Source organism: Thermocatellispora tengchongensis (assembly GCF_014202315.1).
Classification (GTDB): Bacteria; Actinomycetota; Actinomycetes; order Streptosporangiales; family Streptosporangiaceae; genus Thermocatellispora; species Thermocatellispora tengchongensis.
In genome coordinates this window covers 1-18623 of record NZ_JACHGN010000027.1, presented here as the reverse complement: position 1 = coordinate 18623, position 18623 = coordinate 1, and the positions used below count along the sequence as shown (strand labels likewise).

General features: G+C 73.1%; 16 protein-coding genes. 14 read left to right on the top strand and 2 right to left on the bottom strand.

Going from position 1 to position 18623, the window contains the following annotated elements:
- Nucleotides 1-321: 321 nt before the first annotated feature.
- From HNP84_RS43140 to HNP84_RS43125, 4 genes are read left to right on the top strand one after another with little or no spacing between them, the layout of a single operon-like run.
- Nucleotides 322-1683, top strand: coding sequence for an ABC transporter substrate-binding protein (locus tag HNP84_RS43140; protein WP_221337484.1), 1362 nt, complete (start codon nt 322-324; stop codon nt 1681-1683).
- A complete protein-coding gene (locus HNP84_RS43135) occupies nt 1680-2597 on the top strand; it encodes a carbohydrate ABC transporter permease (RefSeq protein ID WP_185055891.1) in 918 nt (305 codons plus the stop codon). Before HNP84_RS43140 ends, HNP84_RS43135 begins: the two co-directional genes overlap by 4 nt.
- The gene (locus tag HNP84_RS43130) at nt 2594-3439 is read left to right on the top strand and encodes a carbohydrate ABC transporter permease (protein ID WP_185055890.1); all 846 of its coding nucleotides are present in this window, start codon (nt 2594-2596) and stop codon (nt 3437-3439) included. The genes HNP84_RS43135 and HNP84_RS43130 overlap by 4 nt, the downstream gene beginning before the upstream one ends.
- Before the next feature lie 5 nt (nt 3440-3444).
- Nucleotides 3445-4584 (top strand): ROK family transcriptional regulator, encoded by a 1140-nt coding sequence (locus HNP84_RS43125; RefSeq protein WP_221337483.1) that lies wholly within the window; start codon nt 3445-3447, stop codon nt 4582-4584.
- Between the two features lie 7 nt (nt 4585-4591).
- Here the strand turns inward: HNP84_RS43125 and HNP84_RS56525 are convergent, their stop codons facing one another.
- On the bottom strand, nt 4592-7003 hold the full coding sequence (locus HNP84_RS56525; protein ID WP_185055888.1) for a GH1 family beta-glucosidase: 2412 nt from the start codon (nt 7001-7003) through the stop codon (nt 4592-4594).
- Nucleotides 7004-7181: 178 nt separating this feature from the next.
- On the opposite strand from HNP84_RS56525, the gene HNP84_RS43115 reads away from it, so the two are divergent.
- The 10 genes from HNP84_RS43115 to HNP84_RS43070 all read left to right on the top strand — a co-directional run bounded on the left by HNP84_RS43115 (nt 7182) and on the right by HNP84_RS43070 (nt 17735).
- Nucleotides 7182-7931, top strand: coding sequence for a ThuA domain-containing protein (locus HNP84_RS43115; RefSeq protein WP_312926977.1), 750 nt, complete (start codon nt 7182-7184; stop codon nt 7929-7931).
- The gene (locus HNP84_RS43110; RefSeq protein WP_185055887.1) at nt 7928-8986 is read left to right on the top strand and encodes a Gfo/Idh/MocA family protein; all 1059 of its coding nucleotides are present in this window, start codon (nt 7928-7930) and stop codon (nt 8984-8986) included. The genes HNP84_RS43115 and HNP84_RS43110 overlap by 4 nt, the downstream gene beginning before the upstream one ends.
- A 569-nt stretch (nt 8987-9555) precedes the next feature.
- Nucleotides 9556-10449 (top strand): MurR/RpiR family transcriptional regulator, encoded by an 894-nt coding sequence (locus HNP84_RS43105; RefSeq protein WP_185055886.1) that lies wholly within the window; start codon nt 9556-9558, stop codon nt 10447-10449.
- Complete coding sequence (locus tag HNP84_RS43100) at nt 10449-11309, top strand: metallophosphoesterase family protein (protein ID WP_185055885.1); 861 nt, start codon at nt 10449-10451, stop codon at nt 11307-11309. The genes HNP84_RS43105 and HNP84_RS43100 overlap by 1 nt, the downstream gene beginning before the upstream one ends.
- Complete coding sequence (locus HNP84_RS43095) at nt 11306-12331, top strand: BMP family lipoprotein (RefSeq protein ID WP_185055884.1); 1026 nt, start codon at nt 11306-11308, stop codon at nt 12329-12331. The genes HNP84_RS43100 and HNP84_RS43095 overlap by 4 nt, the downstream gene beginning before the upstream one ends.
- 3 nt (nt 12332-12334) lie before the next feature.
- Nucleotides 12335-13795, top strand: coding sequence for an ABC transporter ATP-binding protein (locus HNP84_RS43090; protein ID WP_185055883.1), 1461 nt, complete (start codon nt 12335-12337; stop codon nt 13793-13795).
- Entirely contained in the window at nt 13792-14883 is a 1092-nt protein-coding gene (locus tag HNP84_RS43085) for an ABC transporter permease (protein ID WP_185055882.1), read from the top strand. Before HNP84_RS43090 ends, HNP84_RS43085 begins: the two co-directional genes overlap by 4 nt.
- Nucleotides 14880-15797, top strand: coding sequence for an ABC transporter permease (locus HNP84_RS43080; protein ID WP_185055881.1), 918 nt, complete (start codon nt 14880-14882; stop codon nt 15795-15797). The genes HNP84_RS43085 and HNP84_RS43080 overlap by 4 nt, the downstream gene beginning before the upstream one ends.
- Nucleotides 15790-17097, top strand: coding sequence for a metallophosphoesterase (locus HNP84_RS43075; RefSeq protein ID WP_185055880.1), 1308 nt, complete (start codon nt 15790-15792; stop codon nt 17095-17097). Before HNP84_RS43080 ends, HNP84_RS43075 begins: the two co-directional genes overlap by 8 nt.
- Entirely contained in the window at nt 17094-17735 is a 642-nt protein-coding gene (locus HNP84_RS43070; protein WP_185055879.1) for an HAD family hydrolase, read from the top strand. The genes HNP84_RS43075 and HNP84_RS43070 overlap by 4 nt, the downstream gene beginning before the upstream one ends.
- A gap of 18 nt (nt 17736-17753) precedes the next feature.
- Here HNP84_RS43070 and HNP84_RS43065 read toward each other — a convergent pair whose 3' ends face one another.
- Nucleotides 17754-18050: a DUF3817 domain-containing protein gene (locus tag HNP84_RS43065; RefSeq protein WP_185055878.1), complete on the bottom strand. Its 297-nt coding sequence runs from the start codon at nt 18048-18050 to the stop codon at nt 17754-17756.
- Nucleotides 18051-18623 lie beyond the last annotated feature (573 nt).

The window sequence follows — 18623 nt, the reverse complement described above, 5'->3', positions numbered from 1 at the left end:
AGCGCAGGGACCACGGTCGCGATGCCGCCACCGGCGCCCACTCCGACCACGCACACGGGCACGACCCCACCCGCTAAGCGGGCCACGAAGGGAAGGTCCGGTACTCGGGATGTGGTGGCTTGGGCGCGGGTCGTGTCTGGAGGAGGAGCGCAGGGAGCGCAGCGACCGGAGCGACGACGGAAGACACGACCCTGCAGAGCGCCCAAGCCCGCGTATTGCGAAGCAATCGCCATAAACACAGCCCGGGCCATGAGCAGGGGTAGCGGGCGTTTCGGGGGGTACGTGCGGCACAGCCCTTAGCCGGACATGGAGGTGCGAGCCATGCGCGAAAAGGCCACCGCCGTCCTGTCCGCCGTACTGATCGCGATGACCCTCGCGGGATGCGGCGGCGACGCGCAGGAGCAGCAGAACACGATCACCGTCTGGACCGAGGAGAACCTCAAGGACCGCATGGAGGTCCAGCGGGAGATCGCGGCGGAGTTCACCGCGAAGACGGGGATCAAGGTCAACCTGGTGGCGGTGGCGGAGGACCAGTTCAGCCAGGTCGTGACGTCGGCGGCGGCGGCCGGGCGGCTGCCGGACGTGATGGGCGCGCTGCCGCTGGCGGCGGTGCGCGAGCTGGAGGCCAACGACCTGCTGGACACCGAGACCCCCGGGAAGATCATCAACGGGCTGGGCCGCGACACGTTCTCGGGGCGGGCGCTGGAGCTGATCAGCGCCGGCGGCACGGCGCTGGCCGTGCCCAGCGACGGCTGGGCGCAGCTCATCCTGTACCGGAAGGACCTGTTCGAAAAGGCGGGCCTGGAGCCCCCGGACACGTACGAGCGGCTGGAAAAGGCGGCGCGCGAGCTGAACACCGGGGACGTGGCCGGGATCACGCTGGCGGTGGCGCCGAAGGACTCCTTCACCGCGCAGAGTTTCGAGCACGTGGCACTCGCGAATGGGTGCCAGCTAGTCGACAATTCCGGAAATGTCACCTTGACCAGCCCGCAATGCGTCCGGGCCTTCGAGTTCTACTCCACCCTCGCCAAGAACTACTCCGTCAAGGGCAGGCAGGACGTCGACTCCACCCGCGCCACCTACTTCTCCGGCAAGGCCGCGATGGCGATCTGGTCCTCCTTCATCCTGGACGAGCTGGCCGGGCTGCGTAACGACGCCCTGCCGAGCTGCGCCGAGTGCCAGGGCGACAAGGAGTGGCTGGCCGAGAACACCGGCGTCGTCACCGCGCTGAAGGGTCCCGACGCCACGGCCCCCGCGCAGTACGGCGAGATCGTCTCCTGGGCGATATCGCGTGACGCGAACACCGAGGCCGCGCAGAGGTTCGTCACCTACATGATGAACGAGGGCTACGAGCGCTGGATCGGCATGGCCCCCGAGGGCAAGTTCCCCACCCGCACCGGCTTCGAGGACGCCTGGGACGCGCTGCCCGCGGGCGTGGACGCCAAGAAGCCGCTGGCCGAGGTCTACCCCGCCGACGTGCTCGACGCGCTGCGCACCAGCCCCGGCACCTTCGCCCGCTGGGGCATCCCGCAGGGGCAGGGCAAGCTGGTCGGCGCCACGATGGGCGAACTGCCGGTGCCCGCCGCGCTCAGCGCGCTCGTCGAGGGCTCGCTGACCCCGCAGGCCGCAGCGCAGCAGGCGCGGTCGGCGGTGGAGTCGATCAAGCGCGGGATCCGCCAGTGACCACCCGCGAGCGCACGCTCCGGCGCCAGGAGGGGCGCGCCGGCCTGCTGCTCATCTCGCCCACGCTGGTCATCACGCTGGTCGTGGTGGTCGTCCCGCTGCTGTGGGCGATCATGCTGGCCTTCCAGGACGCCCGCCTGATCAACATCAGGCAGACCGGCCTCCTGGGCAACTACACCCTGGAGAACTTCACCTACGTACTGGCCGAGCCGGGCTTTTGGTCCTCGCTGGTCACCACGCTCGTCTACACGGTGGCGGGCACCGCGCTGTCGATCGCGATCGGCCTGGCCGCGGCCCTGGCCCTGCGCCGCCGGTTCGCCGGCCGCACGCTGGTGCGCGCCGCGTTCCTGATCCCGTACGTCGCGCCGGTCGTCGCCGCGGCGTTCCTGTGGGAGGTGATGCTCAACCCCCAGTACGGCATCGTCAACACCTGGCTCGGCGAGCCGATCGCGTTCCTGTCGCAGAGCACCGGCACCTTCCTGGGCGTACAGGTGCCGGTCGCGCTGCTCACCGTGATCGCCTTCGAGGCGTGGCGCTACTTCCCCTTCGCGTTCCTGTTCCTCACCGCCCGCCTGCACTCGCTCCCCGCCGACCTGGAGGAGGCCGCGCTGATCGACGGCGCCACGCCCACGCAGCGGTTCCGGCACGTGATCCTGCCGCAACTGTGGCGGATCATCGCGCTGCTGTCGGTGCTGCGGTTCGTGTTCACCTTCACCAAGTTCGACGACGTGTACCTGCTCACCGGCGGCGGGGCGGGCACCGAGGTGGTCAGCGTGCGCGTGTACGACCTGCTCACCTCGCGCAACGACATCGGCGCCTCGGCCGCGCAGGCGCTGGTGCTGGCCGTGGTGCTGATGGTGTTCCTGGTGATCTACCTGCGCTTCTTCTCGGGCGCGGAGGAGGAGAGGGAATGAGCCGCGACCGGTTCGAGCGGGCCGTCCTGGCGGTGCTGCGGCCCGTGACGATCGCGGTGCTGTTCGCGGTCACCGCGTTCCCGTTCCTGTACATGGTGATGCTGTCGGTGCGCGACATCCAGGAGCTGATCCTGGACCCGGGCTCGCTGCTCCCCCGGCGCCTCACCCTGGCCCCGTACGCCGACGTTCTGGGCCGCCAGGGGTTCCTGACCTTCATGCGCAACAGCGCGATCGTCGCGGTCGCCACTGTGGCGGCGACGCTGCTGATCTCGATCCCCGGCGCGTACGCGGTGGCGCGGCTGCGCTTCTTCGGCCGCAGGCAGGTGCACTTCCTGTTCCTGGCGGTCTACCTGTTCCCCGCGATCGTGCTGGCGATCCCGCTGTTCGTGCTGTTCACCATGCTCGGGCTGCGCGGCTCGCTGCCCGGCCTGGTGCTGGTGTACATCGCGCAGACCGTCCCGGTCTCGGTCTACATGCTGCGCAACTACTTCGAGAGCGTGCCGCGCGGCGTGGAGGAGGCCGCGGCGATCGACGGCTGCGGCACGCTGGGCACCATCTGGCGGGTCACGCTGCCCCTGTCGGCGCCCGCGCTGATGGCCACCGGCCTGTACACCTTCATGATCGCCTGGAACGAGTTCCTGTTCGCCCTGCTGTTCCTGGTGGAGCGCCGCGAGAGCTGGACGGTCTCGCTGGGCCTTTCCCAGCTCGCCGGGGGCATAGAAATTCCGACTACTGTTCTCATGGCAGGATCAGTTGTCCTGACACTACCGATCGTGCTCGTGTTCTTCGCGAGCGAGCGGCTCCTGACCGAGGGCCTGACGGCAGGGGCGGAGAAGGGCTAGATGACATGATGACGGCGGGGCAAGTCCTGCAGCTCATAAGGCGAGGCACCTGCCGCACGCGCAAGGAGCTCATCGAGCACACCGGCCTGTCCCGGTCCACGATCACCGACCGGGTCGACCGGCTGATCGAGGCGGGCTACATCCACGAGTCCGGCGTCGGCGCGTCCGGGGGCGGCAGGCCGCCCTCGGTGCTCGACGTCGACTCGGTCAACCATCTGGTGCTGGTCGCCGACCTCGGCGCGACCCACGCCAAGGTGGCGCTGACCGACCTGGCCGCCCGGCCGCTGGCGGAGGAGCGCAGCGAGCTGCGCATCGAACGCGGCCCCGAGGCGGTGCTGTCCTGGGTGAGCCGGGCGTTCCAGCGCCTGCTGGACAAGACCGGGCACGACCCGATCCGGGTGTGCGGCATCGGGATCGACCTGCCCGGCTCGGTGAACCACACCTCCGGCCGGGTGATCAGGTCCTTCCTGATGCCCGGCTGGGACGACCACCCGGTGCGCGAGGCGATCCGCGAGACCTTCGACGTGCCGATCCTGGTGGAGAACGACGCCAAGGCGATGGCGCTGGGCGAGTGGTGGGCGTCGTGGCGCGAGACCCCCTCCCTGATGCTGATCAAGGCGTCCACCGGGATCGGCGCCGGGATCGTGATCGACGGCAAGATCTACCGGGGCGTGGGCGAGGCGGCGGGCAACATCGGCCACGTGCGGCTGAACGAGACCGACGAGCGGGTGTGCACCTGCGGCTCGCGCGGCTGCGTGGCCTCCTGGGCCAGCGGCCAGGCCATCGCCAACGACCTCGGCCAGGCCAGGAGCCGCGACGTGGTCAAGCTGGTGCAGGCGGGCGACCCGAAAGCGATCATGCTCACCCAGGAGGCCGGGCGCACGCTCGGGATCGTGCTGGCGACCGCGGTCAGCCTGCTCAACCCCGGCGTGCTGGTGCTGGCCGGCGACATGGCCGAGACCGGCGAGCACTACCTGACCGGGATCAGAGAGAGCGTCTACCGGCGCAGCCTGCCCTACAACACCCGCGACCTGAGGATCGTCACCGGCTCCCTCGGCGACCGGGCCGGCATCGTCGGCATGACGGTGCTGGTCTCCGAGCACGTGCTGTCCCCCGAGGCCGTGGACGCCCGGCTGCGCGCCTGACGCCCGGTCAGGACGAGGCGCGTACGACGAGGTCGGCGGGCAGGATGCGCGAGGACACCGGCTCGCCGTCCAGGTGGGCGAGCAGCAGGCGCACCGCGGTGGCCGCCAGGTCGGCCATGCGCCCGCGCACCGTCGTCAGCGCCGGCACCGTGTACGCCGCCGCCTCGATGTCGCCGAAGCCGACGACCGCGACGTCGCCGGGCACCCTCCGCCCGGCCTCGTGCAGCGCCGCGAGCGCGCCCATCGCCATCAGGTCGTCGGCCACGAAGATCGCGTCGAGGTGCGGGTCGTCGTCGAGCAGCTCGCGCGCGGCGACCGCGCCCGAGGCCGGGGTGAGCGCGCCGAGCGCCACGTTGGGCCGGAGCCCGGCCGCGCGCAGCGCGTCCAGGTAGCCGGTGAGCCGGTCGCGGGCCGACGGCATGTCCAGCGGCCCCCGGATCGCGCCGATCCGGCTCCGCCTCCGCTCCAGCAGGTGCGCGACCGCCGCCGCGGCCCCGCCCGCGTGGTCGATGTCGACGTACGGGGTGGAGGCCGTCGCCGCGGGCCGGCCGATCGAGGCGACCGGCACGCCCGCCCCGGCCAGCGCGGCCGGCAGCGGGTCGGCGTCGAACATCGGCACCAGCACCACGCCGTCCACGTGCCCGGCGGCGGCGTCGCGCTCGATGCCCCGCCTGCTCTCCGCCGAGCCCGCCAGCCGCAGCACGACCTGCTTGCCCGCCGCCTCCAGTTCCCGGCCCGCGGCGCGTACGACGGTGGAGAACCACGGGTCGTCGGCCCGCGCCCCGGACGGCGAGTCGGACACCACCAGCGCGACCCGGTCGGTGCGCCGCGTGACCAGGCTGCGCGCCGCCGAGTTGGGCACGTAGCCCAGCTCCCTGACCGCGCTCATCACGATCTCGCGGAACTCGGCGCTCACCGTGCCCTCGCCGTTGATCACCCGCGAGACCGTGGACCGCGACACGCCCGCCCTGGCCGCCACGACCTCCAGCGTGGGACGGCGGGCTCGGTCCTTGACCAGGCCGTTCCTGGCGATCACGTCGCGGTACCACAGCGCGCTGTCCTTCGGCAGCCGCCGCTGGGTGGCGAAGTCCACGTGCACGATGCCGAACCGCTTGTGGTAGCCCTCGGCCCACTCGAAGTTGTCCAGCAGCGACCACACCAGGTAGCCGCGCAGGTCGGCCCCCTCCTCGATCGCGGCGTACGCGGCGCGCAGGTGGCCCTCGATGAACGCGATCCGGTCGGCGTCGGCGACGCGCCCGCCGGCGACGACGTCCTCGAAGGCGGCGCCGTTCTCGGTGACGAGCAGCCCCACCTCCGGGTAGTCGCGGGAGAGCCGGGTGAGCAGCCTGGTCAGCGCGGTGGGCACGATCGGCCAGCCGGTCGCGGTGGTGGGACCGGTCGCGCCGCTGAACTCGATGCCATCGCTGCCGGGGTAGCTGTCGCTGCCCGGCGCGCCCGGCCGGGCCCGCACCACGCACGGCGTGTAGTAGTTGATGCCCAGCAGGTCCACCGGCTGGTGGATCAGCTTCAGGTCGCCGTCGCGCACGTGGCCGAGCCCGGCGATGCGCTCGACGATCTCCAGGACCTCGCGCGGGTACTCCCCGCGCAGCGCCGGGTCCAGGAACTGCCGGTTGAGCAGGCAGTCGATCCGGTTGACCGCCTCGGCGTCCTCGGCGCTCACCGGCGCCTGCGGGTCGTGCAGCCCCTCCGGGGTCAGGACCGGGGCCAGGTTGAGCGTGATCGCGATCTCCGCGGCCCCGGCCTCGCGCAGCAGCCGCGCGGCCAGCCCGTGGGCGAGCAGCATGTGGTGCGTGGCGCGGAAGGCGTCGGCCGCCGAGGCGCGGCCGGGGGCGTGCACGCCGATGCCGTAGCCGAGCACCGCCGCCACCCACGGCTCGTTCACCGTGAGCCACGTCTTGACCCGGTCGCCGAGCCGGTCGCGCACCACCTCGGCGTACTCGGCGAACCGGTACGCCGTCTCGCGCGAGGTCCAGCCGCCCGCGTCCTCAAGCGCCTGCGGCAGGTCCCAGTGGTACAGCGTCGCGTACGGCGCGATGCCCGCCTCCAGCAGGTCGTCCACCAGCCGGTCGTAGAAGGCGAGCCCCGCCTCGTTCACCCGCCCCGCCCCCTCGGGCAGCACCCGCGGCCAGGCCACCGAGAACCGGTACGCCCGCAGCCCGAGGTCGCGCATCAGCCGCACGTCGTCGCGGTGCCGGTTGTAGTGGTCGCACGCCACGTCACCGGTGTGCCCGTCGGCCACCCTGCCCGGAGTGCGGCTGAAGGTGTCCCAGATCGAGACGCCGCGCCCGTCCTGCCGCGCCGCCCCCTCGATCTGGTACGCGGCCGTGGCCGCGCCCCACACGAACCCCTCGGGGAACCGCAGCGTACGCCCCTTCGCGACGACGGTCGTCGTGGTCATCTCTTCCTCAGCTCCCCGCCCGATGTGCCGTTGTGCCCCCCAATCATGGGCGCACGGCCCGCGCCAGTCGAGCCGGGCCTCACCGTCGCGTCCCGGCCGGATTGAACCCCGGCCAAAACGGCGAGAACGATCTGAAGCGGCGGGCGACCGCCATGATCCTGCCAAGGAGGCGCCACAGGTGGGCATCAATGTCACCGTATGGGGGGAGAACGTCCACGAGCAGCGTGAGGAGCCGGTGCGGGAGCGCTACCCCGACGGCATGCACGGAGCCATCGCGGCCGGGCTGGCCGCCACACTCGGGGACCTGGGGGCGCAGGCGCGCCTTCGCACCGCGACCCTGCAAGAGCCCGAGCACGGGCTGAGCGAGAAGGTCCTCGCCGAGACCGACGTGCTGACCTGGTGGGGGCACGCCGCGCACGACGAGGTGTCGGACGAGGTGGTCGCCCGGGTGCGCGACCGGGTGCTGGGCGGGATGGGTCTGCTCGTGCTGCACTCCGGCCACTACTCCAAGATCTTCCGTGCCCTGATGGGCACCACCTGCACGCTGACGTGGCGCGACGCCCGCGAGCGCGAGCTGGTGTGGACCGTCGCGCCCTCCCACCCGATCGCGGCGGGCGTGCCGCAGCCGCTGGTGATCGGCGAGCAGGAGACCTACGGCGAGCCGTTCGACATCCCGGCGCCCGACGAGCTGGTGTTCATCAGCTCCTTCTCCGGCGGGGAGGTGTTCCGCAGCGGGTGCTGCTACACCCGCGGCCGGGGCCGGGTGTTCTACTTCAGCCCCGGCGACCAGAACTACCCCGTCTACCACCACCCCGGCGTCCTGCGCGTGCTGGCCAACGCCGTGCTGTGGGCCGCTCCGGCGCAGACGGGGCCGCCGCCCGGCAACGTCAACGTCCCCGTCCCGCCCGCCTCGGCGGGTGCGCGATGACCTTCACCACCATCGCCGAGGACCGCCCGCTGCGCGGAGTGATCGTCGGAGCCGGCTTCATCGGCCGCCAGTGGGCCCCGGAGCTGCTGCGCCACCCCCTCACCCGGCTCGTCGGCTGGGCCGACGTGGACCGCGACCGCGTACGCGCCGCCGCCGACGGCTTCGGCCTGCCCGATCTGCCGGTCAGCGACTCGGTGTACGCGCTGCTGGAGGGCGAGGAGCCCGACTTCATCGTCAACTGCACCGTGCCGGCCGCGCACCACGAGGTCACCGTGGCCGCGCTCGGCCAGGGCGTCTCGGTGCTGAGCGAGAAGCCCATGGCGGTCACCCTGGAGGAGGCCCGCTCCATGGTCGCCGCCGCCGACCGCGCCCGGCGCCTGTTCATGGTCAGCCAGAACCGCCGCCACCTGCCCGGCCTGGTCGCCTACCGCCGCACCCTGGCCGAGCTTGGCCCGCTCGGCTTACTCCACTCCGACTTCTCCATCCCCTACCGCGGCGCGTCCTTCCTCAGCACCCTGGAGGACCCGCTGCTCCAGGACATGGCCATCCACCTGTTCGACGCGGCCCGCGCGGTCTCGGGCGCCGACCCGGTCTCGGTCTACTGCGAGTCCTTCCGGCCGCCGTGGAGCTGGTACTCCGGCAACTGCACGGCCGTCGCGACCTTCGAGATGACCGGCGGCCTGCGCTACACCTTCAACGGAAGCTGGTCGGCCCCCGGCTACGCCACGTCCTGGACGGGAAGCTGGCAGGCCACGGGCACCCGCGGCAGCGCCCGCTGGGACGGCGACCTGATGCTCACCGTGGACCCGGCCAAGGGCGAGCACATCCGCCCCCACCAGCCCGAACCCGAACGCCACCCGGGCCGCACCCGCTTCCAGGGCCTGGCCGAGGGCTTGGAGGAGTTCGTCACCGCCCTGCGCACCGGCACCCCGCCCCAGGGCGAGTGCCACGACAACATCCGCAGCCTCGCGATGGTCACCGCCGCCCTGGAGTCGGCCCGCACCGGTGTCCGCGTCCCCGTCCTCCCCGACCCCCCTACCGGAGAAGGCCCGTAACCCCCCACCACCCCCCATTTCCCGAACATCACCCCAAAATGACCTGTTCTTGACAATCCCCTTACCCAAGGCCGGGTAGCAAGGTAAGCGATGAGGACGTGAGCACTCGCGTTCGCAGGCGGAGCCGCCGGTTCTGGGGGGAGACGGCGGCGCCCGCGGGGCCGGACAGCCGGGGGGACTGTCCGGCCCTCCTCATTTCCCCAGACGGCCCCTGCTCCAGCGGGCAGAGCCCTCGCCGCCCGCATCGTCCGGCACCGTCCACGGCCGTGGCGGCCTGCCCGCCCATCGCGATGGTCTCGCTGGAGCCCGCGCCCATCGCCGCCACCGTGCCCACCGACGGCGTACGGGCCGGGCCGCTCCCTCCGCCGTTCGGCGCGCCGACCGCACGCGCCGATCCGCCGGGAGGCGTCCGCATCTGGAATTCCGTTCCAGAAGCCCTGGCTGGCAAGGTGGGCACGGATGTGAGTTCATTTCCCGTACACCTGTGAGCACGGCAGAGTTCTTCCAGCGCTCTGGAATCGAAGTCCAGCGGGTGTTAGCTTTCAGGAATCCGTATCCAGGAGGACCTGATGCAACCCGCCGGCGACAGCCGACAGACACCCGAAGGGCAGCCCGATGACGCCGCCGGCGTCATCGCCCGGATCCGGGCGATGCGATCATCCTTCGTCCGGGGCGACCTGAGGGTCGCGGACGCCGTGTTGCACGACCCGGCCGCCGTGGTCCACTCGACCGTCAGCGACCTCGCCACCGAGGCCGGCACCGCCCCGTCCACCGTCGTGCGTTTCTGCCAGCGGCTCGGCCTGCGCGGCTACCACGCCCTGAAGCTGGCCATCGCCCGCGAACTCGGCGCCGGCAACGCCATGGTCGCGCCCCGGATCGGGGCCGACGACAGCCCGCTCGACGTTCTCACCAAGATCATCGCCTCCGACGCCGAGACGCTGCGCGAGGTCACCTCGACGATCGACGCCGGTCAGCTCGAACGCGCGGTCAACGCGCTGCACGACGCCGGTCGCATCCTGGTGGTGGGCGTGGGCACGTCGGCCCCGCTGGCGCAGGATTTCGCGTACCGGCTGACCACCATCGGCCTGCACGCCGACGCGCCGGCCGACGCGCACGTGCAGCATGTCACGGCCCGGCTGCTCAGCCCGTCCGACGTGTGCCTGGCCGTCAGCCACACCGGGTCCACCCGCGAGACCGTGGCGGCGGTCGAGGCGGCCCGCGACGTGCGGGCGACCACCATCGCGGTCACCAGTTTCGTCCGCTCGCCGCTGACCGAGGCCGCCGACGCGGTGCTGGTCGCGGGAAGCCGCGAGACGTCGTTCCGGATCGAGGCGATGGCCAGCCGGATCGCCCACCTGTCGCTGCTGGACGCGATGTTCGTCGCGCTCGCGCTGCGCCGGCCCGCGGCGGCCTCCGCCGCGCTCGAACTGACCGGTGGCGTGCTGGCGGAGCACCGGTTCTGATGGCCGCCCTGCGACTGGCCGTCATCACCGACAGCCACCTGTGCTCGCCCGGCACGCCCTACGGCCGGTGGCACGACCGGCTTCTCCTGCCGGAGTCGTGGACGCTGTGGGACCAGGCGGTGAACGCCGTGGCGACCTCCGACGCCGACGCGGTCGTGCTGCTGGGCGACGTGACGAACTTCGCCGAACCCGACATGCTCGCCCGAGCCCTGCGCGAGCTCGCGCGGGCGGGCAAGCCGATCGTGGCCGTCGCCGGCAACCACGACGTGGGCCCGTCCGGCGACGCGCTCGCCCAGGTCGTGGCCGGCTCGCCGGAGCGGGTGGCGACGGTTCCCGGGCTCACGCCGTGCGAGATCCCCGGACTGCCCGGCTTCCGCTTCGCCGGGATCCCGATCGGCAGGACCCCCGAGGGCGGGTACGCCGTCGCCGGGCCGGGGGTGGGCGAGGCGGCGCCGGATCGGCCGCTCATCGTGCTCACCCACTACCCGCTAATCGACATCAAGGCCGACTTCATTTCCCAGAACCTGAAATATCCGGATCTGCTGGCCGGGGCACCGGCCGTCGCGCACGACCTCCAGCGGCGCGACCGGCCCGTGATCGTACTGCACGGCCACGTGCACCGGCAGCACGCGACCCATCGGGCGAAGCTCCTGCACCTGGGCATGGCCCCGCTCATCGAGCGCCCCCACGCCGTGACGTTCCTGACGCTGCGCGACGGCCCGGCCGGGCCGTCCGCGCACCGCGAGACCACGCCGCTGCGCGCGGCCCCCGACCCGGCCGACGCCCGCGAACACTGGCTGCTCCAGGACGGGCGCTGGGTCCTCTCCCCCACCCCTCCCGCACAAAGGGTTCGGCCATGAAACGACTCCTCGTCCTCCTCCTCGGACTCATCCTGCTCACCGCCTGCAGCACCGCCACCACCGGCGCCCAGCCCGCACCGGCGGGCGACCCGGGCGGCGGCCAGGACTGCGGGTACGCCTTCGTCCACGCCTCGACCATCGGCAGCAGCCTGTTCGAGAAATGGGCGGAGGACGGCGTGCAGAAGGCCAAGAGCGAACTCGGCGTCGCCATCGACTCGGTCGAGTCGGCGACCCCGACGGCCATCGCCGACAATCTCCGCGCCTTCGCCCAGCGGGGCTGCAAGAAGATGATCGCCACGATCAGCTTCTCGGCGTCCGAGGCGCTCACCCAGGTCGCCAAGGAGTTCCCGAACCAGCAGTTCGCCATCCTCGACGCCGAGGTGAACCTGCCCAACGTGCGCTCCTACGCCTGGGCGGTCGAGCAGGCGACGTACGTGGCCGGGGTGGCCGCGGCCCGGCTGTCGAAGTCGAAGACGATCGGCGCGGTCTTCGGCATGGAGGTCCCGCCGCTCAAGCGGTGGCAGGCCGGCTACGAGCTGGGCGCCAAGGCGGCCGACCCGGCCACCAAGGTCCTGGTCAACTACGTCGGGTCGTTCTCCGATCCGGCCAAGGCGCTGACGCTGGCCATCGCGCAGAAGCAGCAGGGCGCCGATGTCATCCTGCCCGCGTCGGGCTCGAACCTGGGCGTCATCTCCGAGTCGGTCAAGAACGGCTTCTCGGTCGCCGCGGTGGATCCGGAGGAGGCCCAGAAGGGCGGCCGGGCGGGGGTGGCGTTCACCATGTGGATGAAGGTCGCCGACTCGGTACGCCTGCTGTTCGGCGAAGACTGGACGGGCGCGCCGAAGGGCGGGACCAGGAACCTGACGCTCAAGGACGGGGTGTTCGAGTTCGACCCGCTGACCACCTCGTCGGGCGCCTACGACGCCAAGGTGCCGGCCGACGTCGTCAAGGAGGCCAAGGCGGCCTACGACGGCATCGTGGCGGGCACGATCGTCGTGAAGAACCCGCTGACGGGGCAGTGAGCCGTGGCCGACGCGCTCCTGTGCCGCGACGTCCGCAAGAGCTTCGGCCCGGTGCGTGCCCTGAACGGCACCACCCTGCGCGTCGAGCGCGGCACCATCCACGGGCTGGTCGGCGAGAACGGGGCCGGCAAGTCCACGCTCATGAAGGTCGTCATGGGCGAGATCGAGCCCGACTCCGGCCGGATCGAGGCGGCCGTCCGGCCGGGCATGATCCGCCAGCAGCTCTCCACCATCCCCGAGTTCTCCGTCCTGGACAACATCATCTTCGGCAACGAGCCCGTGCGGCGCGGCCTCATCACCCGGCGCGCCGCCGCCGCCCAGGTCGGCGAGCTGATGGAGCAGATCCGGCTGCCGCTGCCGCTGCGAGCGGAGGCCGCGCTGCTGCCGCCGGCGCTGCAGCAGCGGATGGAGATCCTGCGGGTCCTGTACCACCGCGCCGAGCTGATCCTCATGGACGAGCCGACGGCGCTGCTCACCCCGTACGAGGTGGACGCGCTGTTCGACCTGCTACGCCGGCTGGTCGCGCAGGACCACACCGTCGTGTTCATCACCCACAAGCTGCGCGAGGTCGAGGCGCTGTGCGACGCGGTGACCGTGATCCGCCACGGCCGCACGACCCACCACTGGCCCGACCGGTCCTTCTCGGTCACCGACATCGCGGCGGCGATGGTGGGCGAGGGCGCCGCCGACGCCGGACCGGTGCACCCGGCCCGCGGGGAGATCACGGCATCGGACGTCCTGCTGTCCGTCGAGGTGGCCGGCCGGCAGGTCACGGTACGGGCGGGCGAGGTGACCGGGATCGCCGGCGTGGCGGGCAACGGCCAGGACGCCCTGGTCGAGCACGTGTGCGGGCTCGCCGCCCATCCGGGGTTCGGCAGCGTCGCCCTCGGCGGCCGGCCCATCGACCACTGGCCGACCAAGCGGCGGCGCGCGGCGGGGCTGCGGCTGATCCCCGCCGACGCCCGGCAGTGGGCCAGCGCCGCCGAGGCCGGCATCGTGGACAACGTGATCACCTCCGAGGTCGCCCCCGCCTTCACCGGCCGCTTCGGCAGGCTCCGCAAGCGGGCGATGGCCCGGCACGCGGCCGAGGTCGTCGCGGCCGGGCAGGTCGTCGCCTCCGGCATCGAGCAGAAGGCCGGCGAGCTGTCCGGGGGCAACCTGCAGCGGCTGGTCGCCGCCCGGGAGCTGACCCCGGGCGGGACCGCCGTCATCGCGCACGAGCCCACCCGGGGGGTGGACTTCAGGGCCGCCCGGGCCATCAGGCACCGGCTGCGCGCGTTCGCCGACCAGGGCGGCGCGACGCTCCTGGTCTCCTCCGACCTGGACGAGCTGTTCGAGATCAGCGACCGCATCGTGGTGCTGTACCGGGGAACGGTGGCCGGGCAGGTGGCCAGAGGCGACTTCTCCCGCGCCCGGCTGGGCGCGCTGATGGGCGGTCTCGCCGGCGAGGAGGCCGCCTCGTGAACGTCGATCACCGCTCGGCCAGGACCATGGCCGTCGCCCTGCTGGCCGGCGCGGCCATCGCGGGGGCGATCATCGCCGGCGTCGCGGGCGGGGCGAGCCTGCCGTCGGCCGCCGCGGCGTTCGCCGACGGGGCGTTCGGCTCGGGCACCGCGTGGGGCGCGACGGTGGCCACCGCCGTGCCCATCCTGCTCACCGGCATCAGCGCGAGCATCGCCTTCCGCGCCGGCATCTTCAACCTGGGCCAGCCCGGCATGTTCGTGGCGGGCGCGGTCGCCGCGGGGGCGCTCGCGCCGGTGCTTCCCGGCCCGCCGCTGCCGAACGTCCTGCTCACCCTGGCCGTCTCGGTGGCCGCGGGCGCGCTGTGGGCGGCGGCCGTGGCGGGGGCGAGCAGGCTCGCCGCCGTCGACGTGCTCGTGATCTCGCTGATCATGAACTATCTCGCCGACGGCCTGGCGACCTTGCTGACCACGCGCGTCTTCCGCGACCCCGCGGCGCTCGGCGTCGTCGAGACCCGGCTGGTGCCCGCCCGGCTGCCCCTGCTCATCGAGCAGAGCAGCTTCCACGCCGGGGCGCTCCTGGCCGCCGCCGTGTGCGTCGGCTACTGGTGGGTGCTGAACCAGACCAGGGCCGGACACCGGCTGCGGCTCTACGGGCACAACCCCAGGTTCGCCGCCGCGTCCGGCACCCCGCCGCGACGCTACGAGATGCGCGTCACGCTGGTCGCCGGCGCCGTGTCCGGCCTGGCCGGGGGCATCCAGGTGCTCGGCGTCTTCCTGCGCTACATCGACGGCTCGATCGGCGGGTCCGGCTCCGCGGCCTGGACCGGCCTGATCCTGGCCATCCTCGCGCCGCTCGGCAGCCTGGTGCTGATCCCCGGGGCGCTGTTCCTGGCGTGCCTGCAGACCGGGCTGCTCGGCGTCGAGCGCATGGTCGGCGTCTCCAGCCGGCTCAGCCTCGTCATCCAGGCCGTCGTCATGATCGCGGTCGCGTACGGCCGCGGCCGGGCCCTGCGCGCGCAGCGGGCCAGGGCCGGCGCCGAACCGGCGCAGACGGCGCAGCCCCAGGCCGCCGAGGGCGTGACACCATGATCGACCTTCTGACCAGCGCCGTGATCTGGGGGCGCACCCTGGACGCCGCGACCTGCCTGCTGCTGGTCGCGCTCGGCGGCTACCTGTGCATCCGGTCCGGCGTCTTCAACATCGCCCTCGAAGGCGCCATGATCTTCGCCTGTTTCGCCGCCGTGGCGTGCAGCCACTGGGCGAGCGCGTGGGGCCTGGGCGTGCTGGGCGGCGTCGCGGCCGGCGTCCTGGTGACCGGCGTGCTCGCGCTCGCCTGCGTCTACCTGCACGCCGACGTCCTCCTCGTCGGGCTCGCGCTCAACCTGCTCGGGCTGGGCGCCACACCGCTGCTCCTGCAGTGGGCCTTCGACATCCGCGGCGGCTTCACCTCGCCCGACGTACGCCCGCTGCCGCATCTCGGCCTGCCCGGCATCGACGCGATCCCCTGGCTCGACACCGTGATCAGCGGGCGGACCGTGTTGACCTACGCGGCCTGGCTGCTGACGGCCGTGGTGGTGATCTGGCTCGGCCACACCCGATCCGGCCTCGCCCTGCGGGCCGTGGGCCTGCGCGAGGAGATCGCCGGCGCCTCCGGGGTGCCGGTGCGCCGCACCCGGGCGGTGGCCCTGCTCGCCGGCGGGGCGCTCGTGGGGCTGGGCGGAGTCCAGCTCGCCCTGGGAGACGTCGCGCAGTTCTCGGAGAACATGACGTCGGGGCGCGGCTTCATCGCCCTGGCCATGGTGCTCATCGCCGGCCGGCGGGCCTGGACGCTGCTGCCGCTGTCTGTCGGATTCGCCGTCTTCGACGTCGTGGGGCTGTCCCTGCAGTCCGAAGGGCTGCCGTCCGAGCTCGGCCACGTCCTGCCGTACGCCGCCGCGCTCGCCATCCTGCTCCTGGCCCGGCTGTGGAGCCGGCGGCGCGGCCCGGGGGGCGTCCATGCCTGAGATCCCCCGCCTGCGCGTCGTGGCCACCAACGACCTGCTCGGCAGCTTCCACCCCTGGCCCACCAGCTACGGCCGGCTGCCCGGCGGCGCCGCCCTGCGCGACGCCGTACTGCGCCTGAAGTCCCAGGGTCCGGCGCTGTGGGCCGACGCGGGAGACTTCGCCCAAGGGGGCGTGATCAGCACCCTCACCGGCGGGCTCGGCGGGTTCACCGCCATGGACGAGCTCGGCCCCGACGTGGCCGCCGCCGGAAACCACGAGTTCGACTGGGGGACCGCCACCGTGCGCCAGGGCGCCCGGCTGCTGTCGGCGCCGCTGCTGTGCGCCAACCACCCGGCCGCCGGGCTGCCCGCCACCGCGGCCTTCGAGCTCGGCGGGGTGACCGCCGGCGTCGTCGGCTGCACCACCCCCGACCTGTTCCGGCTGATCAGGGAGCGCCCGGAGGTCCCGCTGGCGGGCATGGCCGGCGTGATCGGGCGGGCCGCCCGCACCCTGCGCGGCGAGGGCTGCGACCTGGTGATCGCGATCGTGCACGACGGCGTGGACTGGCGGCCCGGCCCCCGCGGCGTGCGCCACCTGCCCGCGCGGTTCGCCGCCGCGATCAGGCCGTGGGCCCACCTGGTCGACGTGATCGTCGCCGGGCACACGCTCGGCCGCTGGATCGGGACGTTGCACGGCACGCCCGTGCTCCAGCCGTGGGCGTTCGGCCAGGAGATCGGCGTCGTGGAGTTCGACTCCGCCCTCAAGCCCGCGCGGATGTACGCCGAGACCCCCGGCCCGCCCGCGCCGTGGCACGGCCACGGCGGCGACCTCATCGCCGCGGCCCGGTCCCGCGTCGTCGGAACGCTCGCCCGCCCGCTGCGCAACCGGCTCGGCACCGACCGTTCCCTGCCCGCGTACTCCCTGCCCGCGTACGTCGCCGCGGCCATGGCCGGCGCCAACGACTGCGACATCGGGATCTTCGGCTGCTGGTCGATCGCGACCGGGCAGCCGCCCCTCGACGGCGTGCTGGCCTGGCTGGACGCCGGCGAGGTCACCGAGGCCGACGTGCTGCGCCTCGTGCCGTACTCCGACGACTCGGTGGTCCTGGCGTCGCTGACGGAATCGGACCTGGCGCGCCTGCGGCGGCGCGACGACCTGGCCGTCTGGGCCCGCGCACCGCGGGGCCGGGCGGCCATGACCCGGTACGCCTCCACCGAGATCGCCGCTCACCTCGGCCGGCCCCTGGAGTTCGAACCGGCGGACACCGGAGTGAGGCCATCCCTGCGCATCGCACTGTCGGAAGGAGACCGCCCCGGATGACACCCACGGACGGCCCGCGACCGGTCGGCGTGCTCGCCTTCGACTGGAACGGCACCCTGGTGGACGACGCCGAACGCGCCCGCCGTGCCACCAACCGGGTCCTGCGCGAACACCGCGTCACCGCGCTCACCAAGGCCCGGTTCAGGAAGACCTTCACCCTGCCGGTGCGGTGCTTCCTCACCGCGGCCGGCGTGCCCGAACCGCACGCGCCTGCGGCCGAGAGGCGCTGGAACGAGGAGATGGCCGCCGGCGACGCGCCCCTGAGCGCGGGCGCCGCCGACATCCTGCAGGCGGCGGCAGACCGCCGGGTCCGCGTCGTGGTCGTCAGCGCCGCGGCGCCCGAGGCGGTGCTCAGCGACGCCCGCCGGCTCCGGGTCGATCACCTCCTGCCCGAGGTCATCGGCTCGGTCCAGGACAAGGCCGCCGAGCTCAGACGGCTCGTCGCCGAGAACCACGGCCCGGTGATCTACGTGGGCGACGTCGAGTACGACATGCGCTGCGCGATCCAAGCGGGGGCGTATCCCATAGGCTTCGGCCGCGGCTACCGCCCGGCCGCCGCCCTGGCCGAGGCCGGCGCCGACATGGTCGTGTGGAACCTGGCGACCCTGCGCCCCTTCCTCAGCGAGACCCCCACCTGACGGCGGCCGTGATCGACGTCAAGCGCGACGGACTGACGGCAGCAGGCCGACGAGGAAGACGATCGTGGTGGTGCCGGTACCCCAGCCGAGCCGGCGGCGCACGGTCAGCAGGGCGACGAACAGCGCGCCGTACACCATGCCGAGCGGGGCGACGAGGTCGATGCCGGAGATCCGGCTGAGCAGCGAGCCGAAGACCGGCAGGATCACGAACGACCGGTCTTCGACCAGGGTGAGCATGCGGAAGACGAGAACGGGGTCGGCGCGCACGGTGAGGTGGCCGCTCCCTTCGATGATCAGCCGCACAGGCGAGCGCACGGGGTCCTCGGTCCCGCCGGCGGTGCCGGTTCGCGTGCCCGGCTCCGCTCACTCTCCGGTCCAGCCCGGCCCCAGGTGAGCGGGGCGGGCGCACAGAGAGCTCACGTCTTGTCGCGGGACGCGCTCCCCGGCCGCCAGAAGACCGCGAGCAGCCCCGCACCGCCGCCGAGCCGCACCGCACCCCTTCCCGAACCGGCCCTGCCTGGTCCGGCACGGTCCGGCACGGCCGATCCTGCCTGGTCCGGCCGACCGAGCGCAGTCCGGCCTGGCCCAGCGCCCCAGGGCAGCCTGACCCGGCGCGGTCCGGCTGGCCTGGCTGGGCACGTTCCGGTCCGGCTGGCGTGGCGTGGCGGGCCTCGCCCGGCACGGCCTGGCACAACACCGCACCGCCCGGCTGGCCCAGCCCAGCGAGGCCCGCGCTGTCCGGCCTGACACGGCTCGGCGCGGCCCGGCCCCACCCGGCACCGCCTGGCACAACACCCCACCGCCCGGCTGGCCCGGCCCCGCCCGGCCCGCACCGCCCGGCCCGCCACAGCTCGGCGCGGCCCGGCCCCACCCGGCACCGCCTGGCAC

What these genes read in the sequence shown, in the direction of transcription:
- HNP84_RS43140 (WP_221337484.1), top strand. Translation starts at nt 322, where the DNA reads ATGCGCGAAAAGGCCACCGCCGTCCTGTCCGCCGTACTGATCGCGATG.
- HNP84_RS43130 (WP_185055890.1), top strand. Translation starts at nt 2,594, where the DNA reads ATGAGCCGCGACCGGTTCGAGCGGGCCGTCCTGGCGGTGCTGCGGCCC.
- HNP84_RS43125 (WP_221337483.1), top strand. Translation starts at nt 3,445, where the DNA reads ATGATGACGGCGGGGCAAGTCCTGCAGCTCATAAGGCGAGGCACCTGC.
- HNP84_RS56525 (WP_185055888.1), bottom strand. Translation starts at nt 7,003, where the DNA reads ATGACCACGACGACCGTCGTCGCGAAGGGGCGTACGCTGCGGTTCCCC.
- HNP84_RS43110 (WP_185055887.1), top strand. Translation starts at nt 7,928, where the DNA reads ATGACCTTCACCACCATCGCCGAGGACCGCCCGCTGCGCGGAGTGATC.
- HNP84_RS43105 (WP_185055886.1), top strand. Translation starts at nt 9,556, where the DNA reads ATGCAACCCGCCGGCGACAGCCGACAGACACCCGAAGGGCAGCCCGAT.
- HNP84_RS43100 (WP_185055885.1), top strand. Translation starts at nt 10,449, where the DNA reads ATGGCCGCCCTGCGACTGGCCGTCATCACCGACAGCCACCTGTGCTCG.
- HNP84_RS43095 (WP_185055884.1), top strand. Translation starts at nt 11,306, where the DNA reads ATGAAACGACTCCTCGTCCTCCTCCTCGGACTCATCCTGCTCACCGCC.
- HNP84_RS43080 (WP_185055881.1), top strand. Translation starts at nt 14,880, where the DNA reads ATGATCGACCTTCTGACCAGCGCCGTGATCTGGGGGCGCACCCTGGAC.
- HNP84_RS43075 (WP_185055880.1), top strand. Translation starts at nt 15,790, where the DNA reads ATGCCTGAGATCCCCCGCCTGCGCGTCGTGGCCACCAACGACCTGCTC.
- HNP84_RS43070 (WP_185055879.1), top strand. Translation starts at nt 17,094, where the DNA reads ATGACACCCACGGACGGCCCGCGACCGGTCGGCGTGCTCGCCTTCGAC.